At 71.8% G+C, this 19,686-nt stretch carries 9 protein-coding genes; 4 read left to right on the top strand and 5 right to left on the bottom strand.

The window, feature by feature from the left end:
• Position 1: 1 nt before the first annotated feature.
• From D3A60_RS02145 to D3A60_RS02135, 3 genes are all read right to left on the bottom strand, one after another.
• The gene (locus D3A60_RS02145; protein ID WP_119717510.1) at positions 2-1,609 is read right to left on the bottom strand and encodes an alpha-amylase family glycosyl hydrolase; all 1,608 of its coding nucleotides are present in this window, start codon (positions 1,607-1,609) and stop codon (positions 2-4) included.
• Positions 1,610-1,778: 169 nt separating this feature from the next.
• Positions 1,779-3,170 (bottom strand): MFS transporter, encoded by a 1,392-nt coding sequence (locus D3A60_RS02140; protein WP_119717052.1) that lies wholly within the window; start codon positions 3,168-3,170, stop codon positions 1,779-1,781.
• Positions 3,167-5,422, bottom strand: a complete 2,256-nt coding sequence (locus tag D3A60_RS02135) for a Six-hairpin glycosidase-like protein (protein WP_455423422.1) — start codon at positions 5,420-5,422, stop codon at positions 3,167-3,169. The genes D3A60_RS02140 and D3A60_RS02135 overlap by 4 nt, the downstream gene beginning before the upstream one ends.
• 313 nt (positions 5,423-5,735) lie before the next feature.
• On the opposite strand from D3A60_RS02135, the gene D3A60_RS02130 reads away from it, so the two are divergent.
• Positions 5,736-7,352: an alpha-glucosidase family protein gene (locus tag D3A60_RS02130; protein ID WP_119717051.1), complete on the top strand. Its 1,617-nt coding sequence runs from the start codon at positions 5,736-5,738 to the stop codon at positions 7,350-7,352.
• 28 nt (positions 7,353-7,380) lie between these two features.
• Here the strand turns inward: D3A60_RS02130 and D3A60_RS02125 are convergent, their stop codons facing one another.
• Positions 7,381-8,916 carry a tryptophan halogenase family protein gene (locus tag D3A60_RS02125; RefSeq protein ID WP_119717050.1) on the bottom strand — a complete coding sequence of 512 codons (1,536 nt, stop codon included), beginning with the start codon at positions 8,914-8,916 and terminating at the stop codon, positions 7,381-7,383.
• 166 nt (positions 8,917-9,082) lie between these two features.
• On the opposite strand from D3A60_RS02125, the gene D3A60_RS02120 reads away from it, so the two are divergent.
• Complete coding sequence (locus D3A60_RS02120) at positions 9,083-11,791, top strand: alpha-1,6-glucosidase domain-containing protein (RefSeq protein WP_119717509.1); 2,709 nt, start codon at positions 9,083-9,085, stop codon at positions 11,789-11,791.
• A 28-nt stretch (positions 11,792-11,819) separates the two neighbouring features.
• A complete protein-coding gene (locus D3A60_RS02115; protein WP_157981376.1) occupies positions 11,820-13,685 on the top strand; it encodes an alpha/beta hydrolase-fold protein in 1,866 nt (621 codons plus the stop codon).
• A 9-nt stretch (positions 13,686-13,694) separates the two neighbouring features.
• On the opposite strand, the gene D3A60_RS02110 is transcribed toward D3A60_RS02115, so the two are convergent.
• On the bottom strand, positions 13,695-16,388 hold the full coding sequence (locus D3A60_RS02110) for an alpha-amylase family glycosyl hydrolase (protein ID WP_157981375.1): 2,694 nt from the start codon (positions 16,386-16,388) through the stop codon (positions 13,695-13,697).
• 314 nt (positions 16,389-16,702) lie between these two features.
• On the opposite strand from D3A60_RS02110, the gene D3A60_RS02105 reads away from it, so the two are divergent.
• Positions 16,703-19,399 carry a TonB-dependent receptor gene (locus tag D3A60_RS02105; RefSeq protein WP_119717047.1) on the top strand — a complete coding sequence of 899 codons (2,697 nt, stop codon included), beginning with the start codon at positions 16,703-16,705 and terminating at the stop codon, positions 19,397-19,399.
• Positions 19,400-19,686 lie beyond the last annotated feature (287 nt).

The raw sequence follows: 19,686 nt of genomic DNA, 5'->3' as shown, positions 1-19,686 counted from the left end.
CCTAGGGCTGCTTCGGCGGCGCGTACGGCACCGCCGCGACTCGACGGTTGCGCAGCGGCTCGAGCGCGGCCTTCAGCGACGGGTCGGTGACCGGTGCGTCGAGCAGGTAGACCTCGACCCCGTGCGCCGGCACGGTCGCCTTCAGCGCGCCGCCGGCCGGCACGTCGACCGCGCCGCCGCCGATCGCGGCGGTCCAGCGCCCGGCCTGCAGGTGCTCGCGCACGTCGAAGTTCACCGGCTGGTCGCCCTTGTTCAGCAGCACCAGCGCGATCTGGTGCTCGTCGCCGCGCTGGTACACGCGGTAGAACGCCGCGCGCTGCCCGCGCATCACGACGTTGAGCTGCAGGCCGCGCTGCAGCGCCGGCGACGCCTGCCGCACCTTGGCGATGCGCGCCAGCGCGGCGCGGATCGGGTGCGCGCGCGCCTGCGCGATGCCCTCGGCACCGAAGTAGTTGCGGTTTCCGGCGTGCTCGGCCGCGCCGCGCATGAACGCCATCTCCGAGCCGTAGTAGATGACCGGGATGCCGCGCGCGGTGAACAGCCAGTTGTGCGCGTCGATGAAGCCCGCGTCGTCGGCGTCGAGCCGCGGCATGTCGTGGTTGTCGTAGAACGTCATCAGCTCGTACGGATTGGCGTACGGGCCGGCGTCGAGGTAGAGCCGGCCGGCCAGCTCCTCGAAGCCCGCCGCTTCGTTGCCGAACGCCTTGGCCAGCCCTTCCTTCAGCGGGAAATCGAGAACGCTGACGCCGCCGTTCGCAGCCTGCGTGTGTTCGGCGATCTTGTTCGGGTCGAAGTCGAACGCCTCGGCGAACATGAACATCCCCGGCTTTTCGGCGCGGATTCGGCGGGTGAACTCGCTCCAGAACGAATGGGGCAGCCACGGGATCGTGTCGATCCGCAGCGCGTCGGCGCCCTGGCCCACCCACTGCGCGTACGCACCGACCATGTAGTCCATCACCGCCGGGTTGCTCTCGTTGAAGTCCGACAGCTCGGCCAGCCCGGGCTTGGTGTTGAAGAACGCGTGCATCGGGTTGCCCGCGGGGTCGAGCTGCTCGGGGCGCAGGTTCTGGTGATCGGCGACCTTGTTGCCGGCCGCGTCGAACACCTTGCCGTAGGCCGGGCGGTCGGTCGGCGCCGAGTACGACGGCGTGCCGTGGTTGGCGACGATGTCGAGCACGACCTTGACGTCGCGCGCGTGCAGCGCCCTGGTGAAGCCGGCGAAGTCGAGTCCCGGGCTCGGCAGGTGCTCGTCGAGCTTGTAGAAGTTGACGCCCCAGTAGCCGTGGTAGCCGGTCTTGCCGCCATCGGTCCAGAAGCCGCCCTTCTGCGCGCGCTTGCCGCCGGTGAACGCCTCGTCCGGGTTGTCGACGATCGGGGTGATCCACACCGCCGAGAAGCCCATCTCGCGGATGTAGTCGAGGTGGTCGACGATGCCCTTGAAGTCGCCGCCGAGGTAGCCGACGTTGTCGCCCTCGGCGCGCGCGCCCGGCGTCGGCCGGTCGAACGTGCGCAGCGCCGGGTCGCCGGCGGCCTGGTCGCGCTGGTCGTTGCCGGGGTCGCCGTTGACGAAGCGGTCGGTGACGACGAAGTACACCGCGTCGCTGGCCATCGGCTCGGTGGTGCCGACGTACTCGACGGCGGGCACCTTCGCCGGGGCCGCCGGCGCCGGCGCGTCGGCGGACGGGGTCGGCGTGGACGGCTGGCACGCCGCGAGCGTGGCGATCAGCGCGAGCGGCAGCACGGCAGGACGGAAACGGATCACGCGCAACTCCTTGGGCTCAATGCGCCGGCGCGGGCTGCGGCGCCGCGCCGGTCTCGTGATGGGGTTCGCGCACGCGCACCAGGCACAGTGCGGCCAGCACCAGGCTGACGCCGCTGATGACCAGGCCGTAGATCGCCTGATTGTCGAAGAAGCCGCGCAGCGCCGGGCCGAGCAGCGTGGCCGCGACGATTTGCGGCACCACGATGAACATGTTGAAGATGCCCATGTAGATGCCCATCTTGTGCGCCTCGACCGATGAGGCCAGCAGCGCGTACGGCATCGACAGGATGCTCGCCCACGCCACGCCGACCAGCGCGAACGAGCCGATCAGCCACGCCGGCGACGGCACCCACGCCATCGACAGGAAGCCGGCGCCGCCGAGCAGCAGCGACACGAAGTGCACCAGCCGGCGGTTCAGCGGGCGGCGCGCGGCGTACACGCTCAGCAGCAGCGCGACCACCATCGACGACAGGCCGTAGTAGCCCATGAACGAGCCGACCAGGTCCGCCGCGTCCTGGAACGCGGCGTTGGCCGCGGTGAACGTCGCCGCCTGCGCCGAGTCGGCCATGTCGAACGCGGCCGGGTTCGGCGCCGGCGCCTTGAACACGTGCTCGGTCAGGCCGGGCGTGGCCATCGACCACATCGAGAAGAACGCGAGCCAGCTGAAGAACTGCACCGCGCCGATCGCGCGCATCTGCCGCGGCATGTGCACGACGTTGTGCACGATCTCGCCGACCAGTCCCTTGCCCGACTTCCTGTCGGCGTCGAACTGCTGCAGGTCCTCCGGCGGGTACTCCTTCGTCGTCAGCACGGTGACGAGGATGCTGGCCAGGAACACGAACGCGCCGATCGAGAAGGCGACCTTGACCGACGGCGGCACCACGCCCGGGCCGGCCTCGTTCGACACGCCCATCTGGGTCACGAACCACGGCAGGTTGCTGGCCACCCACGTGCCGATGCCGATGATCAGCGTCTGCAGCACGAAGCCGTACGAGCGCTGGCGCTCGGGCAGCTTGTCGGCGACCAGCGCGCGGAACGGCTCCATCGAGATGTTGATCGACGCGTCGAGCACCCACAGCAGGCCGGCGGCCATCCACAGCGCCGACGAGTACGGCATGAACACCAGCGCGATCGAGCTGAGGATCGCGCCGATCAGGAAGTACGGCCGCCGGCGGCCGAGCAGCGGGTGCCAGGTGCGGTCGCTGAAGTAACCGATGACCGGCTGCACCAGCAGGCCGGTCAGTGGCGCGGCGATCCACAGCAGCGGCAGCGCGTCCTTCTCGGCGCCGAGCGTCTGGAAGATCCGCGACATGAAGCCGCCCTGCAGCGCGAAGCCGAACTGGATGCCGAGGAAGCCGAACGACATGTTCCAGATCTGCCAGAACGACAGCGTCGGTTTTTGGTTCATCGCGAGGAGTCCTTGGGTGCCGGGGCCACGATCAGCGCGCCGAGTGTGGCCGAATTCAGCGGGCCGGTGCGCCCGCCCTTGCCGCCGGTGTAGTCGGCGAAGTGCCGCAGGTAGCTCATGTTGAAGCCGTCGTCGAGGCGGAACGCGCATGCCGCGCCGGCCGGCGCGGTGAACGCCACCGTCGTCGACGCCTGCTCCCCGACGCTGTGCGGCATCACCAGCGTGCCGGCCTGCGGCGGCTGGCCGTCGCAGTCGACGTGCAGGCGCTTCACCGCGGCGGTCACGCCGGTGTTGATCGGGCCGTTGCGGTTGTCGTAGCGCAGCTGCGCGCGGTACGTGCCGGCGGCCGGGGCGGTCCAGCGCCGCGGCCAGTCGCCTTCAACGCTGGTCGACGGGCCGACGCACGCGGTCGGGCCCGGCAGCGATTCGAGGCCGGCCGCGTCGACGCGCGTCAGGCTGGCGCAGTGCTGCGCGCCGTCGTCGGCGATCGCGTTCGCGCCGGCGCCGCGGCGCGCACCGTCGACATACAGCCGCTGGTCGTCGGCGACGTCGACGCGCCAGCCGGCGTCGGCGCGCGTGAATGCCGGCGCGTCCGGCGACGCCGGCGCGAACGCGTCGGCGTGGGTCGCGATCGCGGCGGCCGTCGTGGCGACCGGCTTCAGCTCCACGCGCACGTCGCGGCCGGCGCGGATGGTCCGGCCCGCGACCAGCAGCGCATCGGGTCCGGCCGCCGCCAGCGCGTCGTCGGCGGGCCGGCGCAGCGTGATGCGGCGGTCGCGCAGCTGCAGTGTGATCTCGCGCCGCTCGGCGAACAGCAGCGGCACCAGCTCGGCCGGCAGCTTCGGCGCGACGCGGCCGTCCGCCTCGAGCCCGTACACGCCCTCGATCACCATCGCAGCAAAGCCCGCGACCGACCACAGCTGCCGACGCGAGTTGACCACCGGGCCGCTGAGCGACCGGCCGTCAGGCGCGGTGTCGTCGAACTGCACGGCCTGCGTGGTCAGCTCGAAGTTCTCCATGTTCGAGCCCGACAGCGCCGCGCCGCGCAGCAGCGAGCGCAGCTCGTGGGCGATGCGCGCCGGCGCGTCGACGCGGCGCGCGGCGCGCAGCGCGTACGCGCTGACGAACGGCCAGATCGCGCGGTTGTGGTAGATCGGGATGCCCGGCTGCTGCGGCCAGATCACCGGGCTGCCGCTGGGCAGCGTCGGGTAGTTCGCCAGCGCGCGGCGCGCGCGCGCCGGCGGCGCGATGCCGGCGTCGATCGCCAGCGCGATGCCGAGCAGGTCGTAGGCCTCGATGTCGACCGGGTGCTGGGCGGTGCCGACGTAGCTCATGTACCGGCCGCGGTCCTCGCGCCAGAAGCGCGCGTCGATCGCCTTGGCCAGCGCATCGGCCTGCGCCGCATACGTGCCCGCGCGCGCGTCGCCGCGCGCCCGCGCCATCCGCTCGGCCAGCCGCAGCGCCTGGTGGTGCAGGACGTTGGTCGACAGCGCGAACGATTGGGCGATGAAGGTCACCTCGTTCGCGGTCCAGGCCGGGTAGGTCTGCTCGCGCCAGTCGAGGAACGAGGTCTCGCCCCGATAGAGGCCGCGTGCATCGTCGAAGGCGTGCAGCCGGTCCTGCGCCAGCGTCGCGGTCAGCGCGCGCCAGGTCTGCTCGTCGAAGGCCTTGGCGTCGGCGTCGTCGCCGTCGATCAGGTGCCGCGCGGCGAGAAACCACACCACCCGGTCGGTGCTGACCGGCCAGCTGCCGCCCGAGCCGGTGTCCTGCGCCACGTACAGCCCGGGCGGCGCGGCGGCCACGCGCGGCTCGGACAGCTTGAAGCGCAGCGAGGTGCGCGTACGTTCGGGTTCGAGCCGCGCCAGCGCGAGGTCGGCGGCGAACGAGAGGTCGCGCGTCCACACGTAGCGCCACTTCTCACCGGTCTCGAAGCACGGGCACGGCAGCGGGCGGTTGTCGTTGAAGCCCCAGTCGGTGATCGCCTCGACCTTGGCCGCCTCGATCTCGTTCTGCGCCAGCGCGAACAGCGCGTCGAACAGCGGACTCGCCGTTTCGCTGCGCATCGGCGCGGCAGCGATGCGCTGCTCGCCGCCGGGCGTGCGCAGGCGCGCGCTGCCGTCGGGCTGCACGACCACGCTCGCGCGCAGCCCACGCCACTGGAGCGCGTCGGCGTCGATGCGGTCGTCGGCCGCGGGGACGTCCGCCGTGGGCGACGATGCGGCGTGCGCGGTGAACACGGGCGCGGCCAGCAGCAGCGCGGTGCACAGCGCGGCGCGCGCCGCGCGCGGGGCGGGCGGACGCGATCGCAAACGCCGGGGCAGGAAACTCATCGGGGGCGGCGCTCCGCGGGGTCGGGGATGCTGCAACTGCAGCAATCGCAAGCCGTGCAGGCCGCCGAAACCGCATTGCGCGGCCATGGTAGTCAGCCGCCCGCCCGCACAAATTCACCTGCAAACGTATTCATCGGCGCGTGCCAAACGTTGGCATGCCCGCGGACGCGGCGCGTGGAATAGTGGCGCCCCTGTGCGCCGAGCGGGCGTGCGTTCTTTCATGCGGTGGTGCGGGATGACGACGAGTCGCTGGTGGCGCGGTGCGGTGATCTACCAGATCTACCCGCGCAGCTTCCTCGATACCAACGGGGATGGCGTCGGCGACCTGCCGGGCATCATCGACAAGCTCGACTATGTCGCCAGCCTCGGCGTCGACGCGATCTGGATCTCGCCGTTCTTCAAGTCGCCGATGGCCGACTTCGGCTACGACATCGCCGACTACCGCGACGTCGACCCGATGTTCGGCACGCTGGGCGACTTCGACCGCCTGCTCGCCAAGGCCCACGCGCTGGGCCTGAAGGTGATGATCGACCAGGTGCTCAGCCACACGTCGATCGAGCACGCGTGGTTCAAGGAGAGCCGCGAGAGCCGCGACAACCCGAAGGCCGACTGGTACGTGTGGGCCGACGCCAAGCCCGACGGCAGCCCGCCGAACAACTGGCTGTCGATCTTCGGCGGCGTGGCCTGGCAGTGGGAGCCGCGGCGCTGCCAGTACTTCCTGCACAACTTCCTCGCCAGCCAGCCGGACCTGAACTTCCACAACCCGGACGTGCAGGCGGCGACGCTGGACAACGTGAAGTTCTGGCTCGACCGCGGCGTCGACGGGCTGCGTCTGGACGCGATCAACTTCTGCTTCCACGACGCGCGGCTGCGCGACAACCCGCCCAAGCCCGAGGCGCTGCGCGTCGGCCGCGGCTTCAGCCCCGACAACCCGTACGCGTTCCAGTACCACCACCACAACAACACGCAGCCGGAAAACATCGCGTTCCTCGAGGACCTGCGCGCGCTGCTCGACCGCTACGGCGACGCGACCACACTCGGCGAGATCTCGTCGGAGGACTCGCTGGCGACGATGGCCGAGTACGTCACCGAGCGCCGGCTGCACATGGGCTACAGCTTCGAGCTGCTGACCGACGACTGCACCGCGGCCTACGTGCGCGGCACAGTCGAGAACCTCGAATCGAAGATGTCCGACGGCTGGCCGTGCTGGGCGATCTCGAACCACGACGTGCAGCGCGCGGTGACGCGCTGGAGCCGCCGCGGCGCCGGCCCCGGCCTGGCCGAGCAGCTGGTTGCGCTGGTCTGCTCGCTGCGCGGCTCGGTGTGCCTGTACCAGGGCGAGGAGCTGGGCCTGACCGAGGCCGAGGTGCCGTTCGAGGCGCTGCAGGACCCGTACGGCATCACCTTCTGGCCGAAGTTCAAGGGCCGCGACGGCTGCCGCACGCCGATGCCGTGGGACGGCAGCGCCGACGCCGGCTTCGGCAGCGACGCGCCGTGGCTGCCGATCCCGGCCGCGCACCGCGAGCGCAACGTCGCGCTGCAGGATGCCGACCCGCGCTCGCCGCTCAACGCGGTGCGGCGCTTCCTGCGCTGGCGCAAGACGCAGCCGGCGCTGATGTGGGGCGACATCGCCTTCATCGACGCGCCCGAGCCGGTGCTCGCGTTCACCCGCACGCTCGACGGCGAGCGCCGGCTGGTCGTGTTCAACCTGTCCGCCGAACCGGTGTCGTGGCCGCTGCCGCCGGGCCTGACCGCGCTGGCGCTCGACGCGCCCGGCGTCAATGCCGCACGCCTGGACGCCGGGCAGCTGCAGCTGCCGGCGCATGGCGCGCTGTTCGCCGCGCTGGCCTGAGCGGCCGCGCGCGGCGGGCGCCGGCGGGCTAGGCCGCCGCGCGCTGCTCGGAGTCGCAGTGCCGCGCGATGAACGCCTCGTGGGTCGGCATCGCGCGCACGCAGTTGCCGATCACGCCGCGGATGCCCTCGAGGTACTCGGCGATCTTCTCTTCGGAGTGGATGTCGACCAGGCCGTGGTAGCCGGCCGGCACCATGCGCTGGCCGTGCATCACCTGCACCCAGCTGGGCTCGGCGAACATTTCGGTGTGCTCACGGAACACGCGGCCGTTCGCGTTCCACAGCGCCATGCGGTGCTTGAGCGTGTCGGGCACGTCCATCGTCCGCACGTAGTCCCAGAACGGCGTGTCGCTGCGCTCGGTCGCGTGGTAGTGGAGGATCAGGAAGTCGCGGATCTTCTCGACCTCGAAATCCGAGTGCGCGTTGAACTCGTCGATGTCGGCCGGATCGAAACCGGCGTGCGGGAAGAACGCGGTCAGGCGCGCGATCGCCGCCTGGATCAGGTGGATGCTGGTCGACTCCAGCGGCTCCATGAAGCCGCTGGACAGACCAATCGCGACGACGTTTCGGTTCCACGTGCGCTTGCGCTTGCCGGTGACGAAGCGCAGCGGGCGCGGGTCGGCCAGCGCCTCGCCGTCGAGCCGCGACAGCAGCTTGGCGGCGGCTTCGTCGTCGCTGATGTGCCGGCTGGAATACACGTAGCCGTTGCCGATGCGGTGCTGAAGCGGGATCCGCCACTGCCAGCCGGCCTCGCGCGCGGTCGAGCGGGTGTACGGGGTGATCTCGCCGGTCGACGCGCACGGCACGGCCATCGCGCGGTCGCACGGCAGCCAGTGGGTCCAGTCGACGTAGCCGGTCTTCAGCGCCTGCTCGATCAGCAGGCCGCGGAAGCCGGAGCAGTCGATGAACAGCTGGCCAGCCACCTGCCGGCCGCCGTCCATCGTCACCGAGGCGACGTCGCCGCTCTCGCCGTCGAGGGTCACGTCGACGACCTTGCCCTCGATCCGCTGCACGCCGCGCGCTTCGGCGTACTCGCGCAGGAAGCGCGCGTACAGCCCGGCGTCGAAGTGGTACGCGTAGGCGATGTCGGCCAGCGGCGAGTTCGGCCGGTCGGTGACCGCGCGCATGAACTTGCCGTGGCGCGCGGCCATCGTGTTGATCGAGTACTCGTCCAGCGGCCCGGCCTTGCCGAGCGCGTGCATCTTCAGCCAGTAGTGGTAGAACGGCACCACGCCGAGGTCCTGGCCGATCTTGCCGAAGCCGTGGATGTACGAGTCGCCGATGCGGCCCCAGTCGCGGAACTCGATGCCGAGCTTGAACGAGCCCTTGGTGCGGCGGACGAAGTCGGCCTCGTCGAGCTCCAGCGCCTGGTTGTACAGCTTGATCATCGGGATCGTCGCCTCGCCGACGCCGACGATGCCGATCTCCTCCGATTCGATCAGGCGGACGGTGTACTCGCGCGACAGCACCTTCGACAGCGCCGCGGCCGTCATCCAGCCGGCGGTGCCGCCGCCGACGATCACCACTTCCGTTATCCGGCCCGAACCCGCGTGGACTGCACTCATGACTGACACCCGTTCCCTCGCCCGCGGCGAGTATGCGACCGCATCGGCCGCCCGGCATTCTGCGACGCAGCGACGCAACGCGTCGGCGCCGGGGCCGCGCGCGGCGCGACCTGCAATCGTATTCATCGCCGCTGGCGCGCTGCTGGCGGGACTGAACACGGGCGCGATGGCCGCGCCACAGGGGACGTGGCCCGTCGCGTCGAGCGCCGACTGCGACGCCGCCGAGCCGACCCGCGTGCTGGCGCCAGTGGCGCATGCCGGCACCGACGCGCGCGCGGTCTGGCTGTCGGCCACGCGGCTGCGCTGGCCCGGCGTCGCGCTGGCCGATGGGGAGCGCCTGCGACTGCACCACGCCGCGGCCGGCATCCTGCGCGCCGAGGCCGGCCGCCCGGTGCGCGGCGGCGACGGCGCCATCGCGCTCGAGACGCCCACCGACGCGCTGCCGCCCGCGGTCGCCGCGCGCTTCGGCTTCGTCGCGCCGGGCGTCGACGCCGCCCTGCCGTCCGCGCAGACCGATCGCATCGACGCGCTGCTGCGCGGTCAGCTGCTGCTGGTGCGCGAGGACGCGCGCGGCCGCGTCGTCGATGCGACGTACGTGCAGCACCCGGGCGCGCTCGACGACCGCTACGCCGCCGCGGAGTCCGCGCCGGCGCTCGGCGCGACGCCGCGCGCCGATGGCACCCGCATCGCGCTGTGGGCGCCGACGGCGCAGTCGGTGGCGCTGTGCACGTACGACGGCCCGCAGTCCCCGGCAACGCAGGCGCTGCCGCTGACGCGCGACGACGCCAGCGGCACCTGGACGACGACGCTGCCCGGCGACCGCCGCGGCGCCTACTACACCTACCTCGTCGACGTGTTCGTGCGCGGCGTCGGCGTCGTCCGCAACCGCGCGACCGACCCGTACGCGGTCAGCCTGTCGGCCGACTCGAAGCGCACCCTGATCGCCGACCTCGACGACCCGGCGCTGAAGCCCGACGGCTGGGACGCCACGCCGCGGCCCGCGCCGCTCGCCGCGCAGGTCGACATGAGCATCTACGAGCTGCACGTGCGCGATTTCTCCCGCGACGATGCCAGCGTGCCGGCACCGCACCGCGGCAAGTACCTCGCGTTCACGCAGCGCGACTCGAACGGCATGCGCCACCTGCGCGCGCTGCGCGCGGCCGGGCTGACCGACGTGCACCTGCTGCCGGTGTTCGACCTGGCGACGATCCCTGAGATCGGCTGCGCCACCCCGACCGTGCCCGACGCCGCGCCCGACAGCGACGCGCAGCAGGCCGCGGTGATGGCGGTGGCCGCGCGCGACTGCTTCAACTGGGGCTACGACCCGTACCACTTCAACGCGCCCGAGGGCAGCTACGCCAGCGACGCGATGGACGGCGCGGTGCGCATCCGCGAACTGCGCTCGATGGTGCAGGCGCTGCACCGCGAGGGCCTGCGCGTTGGCATGGACGTCGTCTACAACCACATGACCACATCGGGCCAGGAGCCGCGCGCGGTGCTCGACCGGATCGTGCCGGGCTACTACCACCGCCTCGACGCCAGCGGCACGGTCGAGCGATCGACCTGCTGCGACAACACCGCGACCGAACACCGGATGATGGCGCGGCTGATGGCCGACTCGATCGTGCTGTGGGCGACCGCGCACCGGATCGACTCGTTCCGTTTCGACCTGATGGGCCACCAGCCGCGCGCGGCGATGGAGGCGATCTCGCGCCGCGTCGACGCCGCCGCCGGCCGGCGCATCCACTTCATCGGCGAGGGCTGGAACTTCGGCGAGGTCGCCGACGGCAAGCGCTTCGTCCAGGCCTCGCAGCTGTCTCTGAACGGCAGCGGCATCGGCACCTTCAGCGACCGCGCGCGCGACGCGGTGCGCGGCGGCGGCCCGGCCGACTCGGGCGACGCGCTGGTCAGCGCGCAGGGCTGGGTCAACGGCCTGCACCTGGCGCCGAACGCGCCCTCGGTGCGGCAGAGCGCGGCCACGGAGCAGGCCCTGCGCCACGCCGCCGACCTGGTCCGCGTCGGCCTCGCCGGCACGCTGCGCGACTACGCGTTCACCGCCGCCGACGGCGTGCGCAAGCCGGCGTCGCAGGTCGACTACAAGGGCCAGCCGGCCGGCTACGCGAGCCAGCCCGACGAGGTCGTCAACTACGTCGAGAACCACGACAACCAGACCCTGTTCGACCTCAACGCCTACAAACTGCCGCGCGACACCTCGCGCGAGGACCGCGCGCGCGTACAGGTGCTGGCGCTGGCGACGACCGCCTTCAGCCAGGGTGTCGCGTACTGGCACGCCGGCGTCGAGGTGCTGCGCAGCAAGTCGCTGGACCGCAACAGCTTCGACTCCGGCGACTGGTTCAACCGCCTCGACTGGACCTACACCACCAACCACTTCGGCACCGGCCTGCCGCCGGCGTCGGACAACCGCGCGAACTGGGACCTCATGCGGCCGCTGCTGCGCGACGCGTTGATCGCGCCTTCGCCGCGCGAGATCGCGTTCACCCGCGACGCGTTCCACGACCTGCTGCGGATCCGCGCGAGCACGCCGCTGTTCCGCCTGCGCACGGCAGACGACGTGCAGCGGCGGTTGACGTTCCCGAACAGCGGCGCGGCGCAGAACCCGGCCGTCGTCGTCGGCCAACTCGACGGCAAAGGCCTCGACGACGCCCGATTCGTCCAGGTGCTGTACGCGATCAACGTCGCGCCGAGCGCACAGACGCTGGCGCTGCCCGAGCACGCGGGCGTGCGCTTCGTGCTGCACCCGGTGCACCGCGCGCGCGACGCCGCCGACCGGCGCGCGCGCGACGCGCGCTGGTCGCGGCGCGACGGCCGGCTGACCGTGCCGGCGCGCACCGCGGTGGTGTTCGTCGTCGAGTAGCCCTGCCCCATTCCCATCGAGACCCGCCATGCACGCCGCTCCCCGCCGTTCCCTGCTGTCGTCCGCCTGCGTGGCCGCGTTCGCCGCGCTGCTCGCCGGCTGCGCGCACGTCGCGCCGTCCGACGCGCCCGCGCCCGGCGCGATGCCCGCCGCGTCCCCGACCGCGACCTACACGGCCGAGTCGATCGCGTTCCCGGCGACCGCGTTCGCGCCGGACGGCATGACCGCGACCGTGCTGCTGCCGCCCGGTTACGCCGCCGGCGACGCGCGCCACGCGACGCTGTACGTCAACGACGGGCAGGACCGCGACGCCGTCGCGCTCGCGGACACGCTCGACCGGCTCGCCCGCGACGGCACGATCCGCGCGCCGATCGTCGTCGCGATCGACATGCCGGCCGACCGGCTCGGCGCCTACGGCCTGTCGGATCGCGCGGCCGCGCGCAGCCTCGTCGCCAACACCCGGCACGGTGCCGTCGGCACCCATGCGCACGCCTACTCCGAGTGGGTGGCGACCACGCTGGTGCCGGCGATCGACGCGCGCTACCGCACCCGCGCCACCGCAGATGCGCGCGCCGTGCTCGGCTGGTCGCTCGGTGGCCTCAACGCGTTCAACCTCGGCTGGCAGTACCGCGAGGTGTTCGGGCGCGTCGGCTCGTTCTCGCCGTCGCTGTGGCTGCCGGCGGACTCGAGCACGCCCGAGGCCGCGCAGCGCACCCGGCTGGCCCACGGGCAGCTCGCGCGCGCCACGCCGGCCAACGGCCCGAGGCTCTTCGTCGCCGTCGGCACCACCGAGGAAACCGACGACCGCGACCGCGACGGCATCAACGACGCGCTCGACGACGTGCGCGAGTTCGTGCTCGGCGACGTCGCCGGCGACACCGTGCGCGCCAAGGGGCTGCGCCAGCTCGGCTACACCGTCAACGCCAGCCACGCGGTGCGGCCGACGCGCGCCGACCTGGCGCTGTACGAGCTCGACGGCGGCGAGCACAACCAGGCGACGTGGGCGCGGATGCTGCCGGTGTTCCTGCGGTGGGCGTACGCGGTGCGCGCGCCGGCGATCGACGCGACCGGCACCGTCGAGGGCTGGCACGACGTGCCGTCTCGCCACGTCGCCGCGCGCACCGTCGACGTGTGGCTGCCGCCGGGCTACGCCGACGACCCGACTCGCCGCTACCCGGTGCTGTACGCGCACGACGGCCAGAACCTGTTCGACCCGGCGCAGGTGTGGACCGGCGCCGACTGGGACGTCGACGGCTGGATGACGCGGCTGATCGCCGGCGGTGACATGGAGCTGGCGATCGTCGTCGGCGTGTCGAACACCCCGCGCCGGCTCGACGAGTACATGCCGCGCGCGCCGGTGGTCGATGCCGGCGGCCTGCTGGCTACGGGCGTGCCTGGCATCGCGCCGGTGCCGGCCGCGCAGCTGCAGTCCGACGCGTACCTGCGCTTCCTCGTCGAGGAGCTCAAGCCGTTCATCGATGCGACCTACCGCACGCGCCCGGGGCGAGACGACACCGCGGTGATGGGCTCGAGCATGGGCGGGTTGATCTCGCTGTACGCGGCCGCGCAGTACCCGCAGGTGTTCGGCAAGGTCGCGGCGCTGTCCACGCACTGGCCGATCGGCGACGGCGTCACCGTCGACTGGTTCGGTCGCCACCTGCCGGACCCGCGCACGCACCGGCTGTACTTCGACCACGGCACCGCGACGCTCGACGCCGGCTACGCGCCGTTCCAGCGGCGGATGGACGCTTACCTGCGCGCGGCCGGCTACGTCGACGGCGAGAACTGGACCACGCGCCGCTTCGACGGCGCCGAGCACACCGAGCAGGCGTGGCGGGCGCGCCTCGACGCGCCGCTGCGCTTCCTGTTCGGCCGCGAAGGCGGCGGACGGTGAGCCGCGCCGCTACGGCAGGGTGATCACGCCACTGTCGTCCATCCACAGCGGATCGACGCGGCCGTCGCCGCCGCCGACGGTGTAGCCGCCGGGCGTCGCCGTCAGCCCGCGGTAGCCGCCGTCGTAGTCCCAGGTGTTGACGAACAGCTGCACGCCCGACAGCGACGCGGGCTTGCCGAGCGCGCTCGCCGGCACGGTGAACGTCACCGTGTGCTCGCCCGGACCGAGCGCAAGCGCGGCGACCGGCGTGATCGCGGTGCCTTCCGCCGCGGCGCTGGCGCCGTCGCTGGCGAACAGCGCATTGCTCCAGCCGTGGGCGCGGGCGCGCACGTGCCAGCGCATGCCGCCGGGCAGCGTGCCGTTCTGCAGCGGCATCACCGTCGCGCCGCCGGGGCGGCCGGGCACCCCGACGAACAGCGTGTACGCGACGTGGTCGAAGCCGTTGGCGCCGTTCCACGTGGCGATGCGCCGGTTCGTCGTGATCTCGACCTTCAGCGCGCCGCCGGCGCCGAACACGCGCACGCGGCGCAGGTCGAGCGGACGCGCCTGCCAGTCCGGATCGGTCGGGTAGACGTAGCGGCCGGCCGGACCGGCGTCGTCTCCGGCCGGGTCGGCGACGTCGGCCAGCAGCGCCCATTCGCGCGCGACCCGGAACTCGTGCGCCGTCGCGCGCGCGCCGGTGCCCGGGTCCCAGGCGACGACGCGGTGCAGCGCGTCGCCGTCGACGATCGCCGACGTGTCGACCGTGGCCTGCCAGCGGCCGTCGCGGCCGGGGCGGACGGTGATCGCGTCGTCGAGGTTGCCGTCGACCACCAGCCGGAACGCGTCGACCCCGCGCGCGCTGCCGCGCAGGGTGAAGTCGCCGCCGGCGCGCGCCGGGGCGCCGGCGTCGATCGCCAGCGCGGCCGTCGCCGCGGCGCCGACGCGGCGGGTGCCGGTGTCGAGCCAGACGAAGCCCGCGCGCGCGGCGAGCGGCAGCGTCACCCGGCCGTCGTCGCCGACGACGAGCTCGGGCGCGGCGCCGTCGGCGTCGTCGTCTTGGATGGCAAACACGCCGCGCAGCACCGTGCCGGGCGGCAGGCCGGTGTCGACGCCGTCCATCAGGCTCGCGCGCGGCGCGCTGTTGAACGCGACGATCGCGCGCGCGTCGCCGTGGTCCATCCGGTATGCCAATGCACCGGGCGCGGCGGCGTTGCTGCCGATCACCGTCGGCGTGCCGCGCGAGAACACCGGGTTCGAGCGGCGCAGCGCGATCGCGCGCTGCAGGTAGCGGTACAGCGGCGCGCCGGTGTCGTAGCGGTCGCGCCCGCCGCTGCCGACGCCGCCGGCGAACAGCGCCGCGCGCTGCTCGCGCAGCCCCTGCTCGGTGCCGTAGTAGATGGTCGGGATGCCCGGCAGCGTCAGCATCGCCAGCAGCGCCTGCTTCAGCCCCGCCTCGTCGCCGCTGGCGAGGAAGCGGTCGACGTCGTGGTTGTCGACGAACGTCGGCATCCGCCACGGATCGGCGTGCACCTTCATCATCGATTCGATGCGGTGGCCGAGCTCGGCGCTCGCGTGGCCGCGCGCGAACACGTCCAGCAGCGTGCCGTGCAGCGGGAAGTTGATCATCCCCGGCAGGTACGCCGGCGGCGTACCGGACGGCGCGCCGGGCGCGCGCATATATGCGTCGATCTTGCGCGCCTGCGCGTCGTCGTAGGCGCGGTCGATGCCGAAGCCTTCGCCGAACACGTGGAAGTCGCGGCGCCCTGTGGCGGCGGCCACCTTGGCGATGCCGGGCGCGGCGGGGTCGTCGGAGTGCAGGAAGTCGGTGAAGTACTCCGGCGTGACGTAATACGCGGTGTCGACGCGGAACGCATCGACGCCGGCCTCGCGGATCCAGAAGCCATAGGCGTCGCGCAGCGCGCGGCGCACGGCGGGGTTGTCGGTGGCGAGGTCGTCGAGGCCGGCCAGCTGCCAGGTCAGCTCCTGCGTGCGATCGCCGAAATCGCGGATCGTCGGCGTCCAGTGGTAGATGCCGGCGGCGCGGTCGTCGGGATCGCGCGGGTCGTTGCGATCGAACGGCGGCTGCACCGGCGCCGAGCGGCCCTGCGTGTCGGCGTGGCGCGCGTAGCCGCGGGTCGGGTCGGCGGGGTCGTGGCCGGCGTCGTACTCGAAGAAGTTCGCGGTGTGGTTCACCACCACGTCCTGCACCAGGTACATGCCGGCGCCGTGCAGTGCGCGCGACAGCGCGCGGTAGTCGTCGAGCGTGCCGTAGTGCGCGTCGACCGCCTTGAAGTCGACCGCCCAGTAGCCGTGGTAGCCGCCGTAGCGCGTGCGCGGGTTCCACCACTGGTTCGCGACCGGCGGCGTCACCCACACCGCGGTCGCGCCGAGGCCGCGGATGTAGTCGAGGCGCTGGGCGATGCCGCGCAGGTCGCCGCCGCTCCAGCGCGCGTTGTCGGCCGGATCGTATTCGCCCGCGCCCTGGTCGTTGTTGGACCGGTCGCCGTCGGCGAAGCGGTCGGTCATCACGAAGTAGATGACCTGGTCGCGCCAGTCCGGCGACGGCACGTGCAGCGGGCCGGCCGCGGCGGCGTCGGCGTCAGGCGGCGCGCTCGGCGCTGCGGGCGCGCTGGGAGCGCTGACGCAGCCGGCGCCGGCGGCAACGGCCAGCAGGACCGCGGCCAGCGCCGGCCACTCGCGCATCGGGAAGGTGCTTCGCATCGCCGACTCCTCGCGCACTCGCGTCGTCGCGGACGGCTGAACAGGGCCGTGGACGCGCCGGCGGCTGCCGGCGGCAGACGGGCGGCGGGGGTGCGCGACGGACTGTTGCACGGCCCGCAAAGCCTTGTCCCACCGGGCTGTCACGCAATTTTAATGAATACGTATGCAAGGGGCTTTGTGCAGCCACCCCGCCGACTACCATCGCCCCACGCTCCAGGACCGCCTTTGGTCCCTGGGCGCACCGGATCCCGTGCAGACGCCACCGGCGCCGAGCGGTTCCGCCTACAACATTAGAGAGTTGGAGTGGAGGGGAGATGTTGAGACTCAAGCGCAACCTGCTCAGCATGGCGCTCGCTTCGGCGACCGTGCTGATCGCCACCGGCGCCCAGGCGCAAACCGCAGACCCGCAGACGCAGGCTCCCGCCACCGAGGGCGAGGCGACCGAACTCGACAAGGTCGTCGTCACCGGCATCCGCGCCGGCATCGAGAACGCGATCGAGACCAAGCAGGAGAACTCGTCGATCGTCGAGGCCATCTCGGCCGAGGACATCGGCAAGCTGCCCGACACCTCGATCGCCGACTCGATCGCGCGCCTGCCCGGCCTGACCGCGCAGCGCTTCGGCGGCCGTCCGCAGGAAATCAACATCCGCGGCTTCTCCGGCGACTTCTCCACCACCACCCTCAACGGGCGCGAACAGGTCAGCCTCGGCAACAACCGCGGCGTCGAGTTCGACCAGTACCCGTCCGAGCTGATCAACCAGGTCGTCGTGTACAAGACCCAGGACGCCTCGCTGGTCGGCCAGGGCCTGTCCGGCACCGTCGACCTGCAGACCGTCAGCCCGCTGTCGTACGGCGAGCAGGTGATCGCGGTCAACGTGCGCGGCGACCTCAACAAGCGCGGCGACAACAAGGAATACGGCAACCGCTTCAGCCTGTCGTACGTCGACCAGTTCGCCGACAACACCGTCGGCCTGGCGCTCGGCTATGCGCGGCTGAACAACCCGGTGCAGGGCACCCAGTTCGAGTCCTGGGGCTACGACAACGGCGTGCTGGGCGGCGGCAAGCTGTACCAGATCGACAACGACAACGAGCGCGACGGCTTCGTCGGCGTGCTCGAGTTCAAGCCGAACGACGTCTATTCGTCGCGACTGGACCTGTTCTATTCGAAGTTCGACAAGCTCGAGACCAAGCGCGGCATGGAATTCGGCCTGGTGTTCGGCCCGCCCGGCCAGCCGGTCAGCCGCACCAACAACGCCGAAGGCACCGCGATCCAGGCGACGTTTAACAACTTCGATCCGGTCATCCGCAACGACTACAACGCCGCCAAGGACGACCTGTTCTCGATCGGCTGGAACAACAAGCTGCGCCTCAACGAGGCGTGGACGCTGTCGGCCGACATCAGCTCGTCCAGCGCCAAGCGCGAGGAGCGCATCCTCGAGACGTACGCGGGGCTGGCCAACGGCGTCGCCGGCGACACGGTCGGCATCACGTTCAACCCGGACGGCTACTTCGACTTCGACTTCGGCTACGACTACACCGACCCGAGCATCCTGCGCCTGACCGACGCCGGCGGCTGGGGCCAGGACGGCTACATCAAGGACTTCGAGGTCAAGGACGAGCTGACTTCGGTGCGCTTCGACCTCGAGCGCACGTTCGAGTCGGGCGTCCTGAGCAGCCTGGACTTCGGCGTCAACCTGACCGACCGCACCAAGAGCCGCGCGTCGAACGAGAACTTCCTGTGCCTCAACGCGTGCCGTGACGGCGCCCAGGCGCCGCTGCCGGCCGGCAACGGCTCGGACTTCGACTTCGCCGGCCTCACTGGCCTGTACGGATACGACGCGCTGAACGCGTTCAACACCATCTACAACCGCCGCGCCAACATCAACAACGGCGACATCAACAACAAGAACTGGGAGGTCAACGAGCGCGTCGCGACGTTCTACGTCCAGGCCAACCTCGACTTCGACCTCGGCTCGATCCCGGTGCGCGGCAACATCGGCGTGCAGGGCATCAACGTCGACCAGACCTCGACCGGCGTGTCGACGTTCGAGGGCATCACGCTCGACCAGCCCGCCACCCGCGGGGCCACGTACACCGACTACCTGCCGAGCCTGAACCTCAAGGCGCAGCTTCCGGCCGAACAGTACATCCGCTTCGGTGCCGGCCGCCAGCAGGCGCGTCCGCGCATGGACCAGATGCGCGCCAACGCCGGCTACAGCATCAACCGCACCCCGACGACGTGCCCGGCCGGCGACGCGCCGCCGTGCCCGCAGTGGTCCGGCAGCGGCGGCAACTCCGAGCTGCGGCCGTGGGAGGCCGACGCGCTCGACCTGAGCTACGAGAAGTACTTCGCCGGCAAGGGCTACGTCAGCGCCGGCTACTTCTACAAGGACCTGAAGACCTACGTGTACGACCAGGTCACCCAGTTCGACTTCAGCCAGCTGCCGCTGCCGCCGAACCTGCCCGCGTCCGCCATTCCGCAGTCGTCGATCGGCGAGTTCAGCCAGCCGATCAACGGCGAGGGCGGCACGCTGAAGGGCTGGGAGTTCGCGGTGTCGATCCCGCTGGAGATGCTGTGGGCGCCGCTGGAAGGCTTCGGCATCCAGGCGAACTACTCGGAAGTCGACAGCGAGATCCGCCCGGACGGTCCGGACCGCCCGGCCACCACGCTGCCCGGCCTGTCCAAGTACGTGTCGAACGCAACGGCCTACTACGAGCGCTTCGGCTTCTCGGCCCGCGTCAGCCAGCGCACCCGCTCGGACTTCCGTGGCGAAGTGCAGGGCTTCGGCGGCGACCGCACCGTGCGCATCTTCGAAGGCGAGAAGGTCACCGACGTGCAGCTGGGCTACACGATCCAGTCGGGCCCGCTGGAGAACCTGTCGTTCCTGCTGCAGGTCAACAACGTCGAGAACGAGCCGTTCCGCTCGACGTTCGACGGCCGCCAGGACCGTCCGCGCGAGTTCTTCGAGTACGGCCGCACCTACCTGTTCGGCGTCAACTACCGCTTCTGATCCACGCAGCGGTTTGCGTCATCCCCGCCCCCGCCGATGCGAATCGGCGGGGGTTTTTTATGCGCGGCCCGGCGCGACTGGGCGCAGGTGCAGCGCAGGCCGGCGCGTGGCGTGCGCGCGGGCGGGCGGCGTTTCGCCCGCGCCAGCAGCGACCGGTTGTGCTTGGAATGCGCGGCGACGGCAGACGCAGCGTCGCCGGGCTGAGGGCCCAACAGCGCTTTGGCAATGGGAGGAGCTGTCGCGGCGGATCGCGACTTGGAAGCAAGGGCGCGGGGACCCCGCCGCCC

It is taken from the genome of Cognatilysobacter tabacisoli (assembly GCF_003586305.1).
GTDB lineage: Bacteria > Pseudomonadota > Gammaproteobacteria > Xanthomonadales > Xanthomonadaceae > Cognatilysobacter_A > Cognatilysobacter_A tabacisoli.
Note: the sequence above shows the minus strand (reverse complement) of the source record. Positions and strands in the feature narration are given on the sequence as shown.